Origin of the sequence: Magnetovibrio blakemorei, from assembly GCF_001746755.1 — a bacterium.
Lineage (GTDB): Bacteria > Pseudomonadota > Alphaproteobacteria > Rhodospirillales > Magnetovibrionaceae > Magnetovibrio > Magnetovibrio blakemorei.
The window spans coordinates 1-3,277 of the sequence record NZ_MCGG01000059.1 but is presented as its reverse complement, the minus strand read 5'-3'; the positions used below and the strand labels follow the sequence as shown (position 1 = coordinate 3,277).

General features: G+C 55.3%; 2 protein-coding genes and 1 pseudogene. All 3 read left to right on the top strand.

The features are described 5' to 3' along the window. Window positions 1-71 precede the first annotated feature (71 nt). Window positions 72-1,171, top strand: a protein-coding gene (locus tag BEN30_RS14625) for an IS3 family transposase (RefSeq protein ID WP_407655972.1) whose coding sequence is annotated in 2 segments (ribosomal slippage) — window positions 72-333 and window positions 333-1,171 — 1,101 coding nt in all. Because the reading frame shifts where the segments join, the coding sequence is not laid out codon by codon here. Window positions 1,172-1,186: 15 nt separating this feature from the next. Continuing rightward, window positions 1,187-2,626 (top strand): annotated as a pseudogene (gene istA / locus BEN30_RS14620) (IS21 family transposase); the annotation flags it as partial. Beyond that, window positions 2,623-3,277 (top strand): IS21-like element helper ATPase IstB (gene istB, locus BEN30_RS14615; RefSeq protein ID WP_069959076.1); only part of this gene is annotated, 655 nt, incomplete at its 3' end. The pseudogene istA and the gene istB, both read left to right, overlap by 4 nt.

Below are 3,277 nucleotides of genomic sequence, written 5' to 3'. Positions count from 1 at the left end.
GGTAATACCCCCGAAAATTAGTGGTCTTCATGAGTAGAATTTTCTCGTAACGTAAACGCAGGAGATTCACGATGAAAAATTCCCGTTATTCAGACAGCCAGATCATTGCAATTTTGAAACAGGCGGAGGCCGGAACGCCAGTTCCTGAGCTTTGCCGTGAGCACGGCATGAGCAGCGCCAGTTTTTATAAATGGCGCGCCAAATACGGCGGCATGGATGCTTCGTTGATGTCGCGGATGAAAGAGCTGGAAGCCGAGAATGCCCGTCTGAAGAAGATGTATGCCGAGGTCCAACTGCAAAACGATGTGATCAAGGAAGCCATGGCAAAAAAGTGGTGAGGCCATCGCGTCGTCGCGAGATGGCCAAAGATTTTGTCTGCAAGGGGCGACTGACGATCCGCTCGGCCTGTGAGGTTTTTATGATCAGTGAGACTTGCTACCGCTATCAACCCAAGCTGAGTGATGAAAATGCCGAGATTGGCGAGTGGCTTCAGGTTCTGACCAACCGCCAGCGCAACTGGGGCTTCATGTTGTGCTTTCTGTATTTACGCAACGTGAAGGGCTTTGGCTGGAACCATAAACGGGTCTACAGGATTTATAAGGAGCTTGAGTTGAACCTGAGGATTCAGCCGAAGAAACGCCTGTATCGGGATAAACCGGAACCTTTGGCGGTGCCTGATGCCATTAATGAAATTTGGTCGATGGATTTTATGCATGATCAACTTGGTGATGGCCGGAGCTTTCGCGCCTTCAATGTGATTGACGATTACAATCGCGAAGGTCTGGGCATTGAGGTCGACTTCTCGCTGCCTGCGGTCCGTGTCATTCGCGCCCTTGAGCAAATCATTGAATGGCGGGGACCTCCCCGCACCCTTCGGTGCGACAATGGCCCCGAATATATCAGTTCTTTATTGGCCGCCTGGACGGAAAAACGAGGTATTGGCCTGCAGTTTATCCAGCCGGGAAAGCCACAGCAGAATGCCTATGTTGAACGGTTTAATCGCACCGTCCGATATGACTGGCTGAACCAGTACATCTTTGCAACGATCGAAGAGGTTCAAGATGCCGCGACCAAGTGGTTGTGGACATACAACAACGAACGACCCAATATGGCCATCGGTGGCATAACGCCAATACAAAAGCTGACAATGGAAAAGCCCATGGCCGCCTAACCCGTTCTACTTCTAACGGCCCCTAAAAAGGGGGGTATTACCGAACCACCGGGCTATCAGCGTAGTGGCCCGCCGAAGCGCCCGAAGCTGGACCCTTTTACAGGGATCATCGACCACATTTTGGACGATGACCGCACCGCTCACCGCAAGCAGCGCCATACAGCCAAGCGGATATTTGAGCGTCTTCGCGATGAACACGGTTTCACCGGCGGACAGACCATCGTCAAGGATTACGTCCGGGAACAGACCCGTCGCCGACGAGAGATGTTCGTGCCGCTGAGCCATGAACCGGGTCAGGCCCAGGCAGATTTTGGCGAGGCGGATGTGATCATCGCCGGGGTGACGCACCGCTCACACTTTTTTGTCATGGACTTTCCGCACAGTGATGCGTGCTTTGTCGTCGCCTATCCGGCGGCGACCACGGAAGCCTGGCTGGACGGTCACAACAAAGCCTTTGCGTTCTTCAATGGCGTGCCCGAATCAATCCTCTACGATAACGACAAGTGTTTGGTGGCGCGCATATTGCCAGATCGCACCCGGCAGCGGACGGGAGCGTTCAGCGGGCTCCAGTCCCACTACCTTTTCAAGGACCGCTATGGTCGCCCCGGCAAGGGCAATGACAAGGGCAACGTGGAAGGGATGGTCGGCTACATCCGGCGGAACTTTATGGTGCCCATCCCACGATTTGAGAGCTGGGAGGCCTTCAATGCTGACCTGGAAGCGCGATGCCTAAAGCGCCAAGATGAAGTTCTGCGCGGGCATCGCGAGAGCATCCGTGAACGGTTCGTGCGTGATAGCGAAGTGCTGAGCAACTTGCAACCAGTTCCGTTTGATGCCTGTGATCGGCAAGCGACACGGGTCAACTCCCAGTCTCTGGTGCGTTATCAAACCAACGATTATTCCGTTCCCGTCGCCTACGGCCACCGGGAGGTCTGGGTGCGGGGCTATGTCCATGAGGTCGTCATTGGTTGCGCCAGTGACGAGATCGCCCGCCACCCCCGTTCCTATGACAAACAAGACCTGATCTTCAATCCGATCCATTATCTTCCCTTGTTGGAGAAGAAGGTTGGCGCTCTGGATCAGGCGGCACCGCTGGTCGGTTGGGATCTTCCCGAAGAGTTTGCGACCCTGCACCGTCTGTTGGAGGCTCGCATGGGGAAGTCGGGAAAGCGCGAGTACGTACAGGTCCTGAGGCTTTTGGAGACCTTCGATATTGAGGTCCTTCATAACGCTATAAAGGATGCCCTGCGTATGGGTGCCATCGGTTACGACGCCGTCAAACATCTGGTGCTGTGCCGTATCGAGCGACGTCCACCCAGGCTCGACTTAAACGTTTATCCCTTCCTGCCCCAGGCCCAGGTGACAACGACATCGGTGACCAGTTACATGAGTCTGCTGCAAAAAGCCGGGAAAGTAGACAGACCTAACGGGGATGCCGTGAGGTCAGCGCCATGACCGAAGCACCACAGATCTTGCTGGCTCACCATCTCAAGGTGCTCAGGCTGCCCACCTTCCTGCGAGAATACGACAAGTTGGCCCGCCAGTGCGCCGCCGAGGGTGTCGACCATGTGCGTTATCTCATCCGCCTCACCGAACTGGAATTGATCGACCGCGAACGCCGTATGGTCGAGCGGCGCATCAAGCAGGCCAAGTTCCCCGCCGTCAAAAGCCTCGACAGCTTTAATTACAAGACTCTCCCATCCCTCAACAAGATGCTGGTTGTGGACTTGGCGCGTTGTGAATATGTCGAGCGGCGCGAGAACGTGATTGCGCTGGGCAACTCAGGCACCGGCAAAACCCACATCGCCCTCGGTCTCGGCTTAGCGGCTTGCCAGAAGGGATTGGCGGTTGGGTTCACAACGGCGGCGGCGCTGGTCCATGAACTGATGGAAGCCAGAGACGAGAAGCGCTTGCTGCGCTTCCAAAAACAGTTGGCCAATTATCGATTGCTGATCATTGATGAGCTCGGTTTTGTGCCACTGTCCAAGACCGGTGCCGAACTGTTGTTCGAAGTGTTCAGCCAACGTTACGAGCGCGGCTCCACCATCGTAACCAGCAATCTGCCGTTCGACGAGTGGACGGAGGTGTTCGGCTCCGAACGCCTGA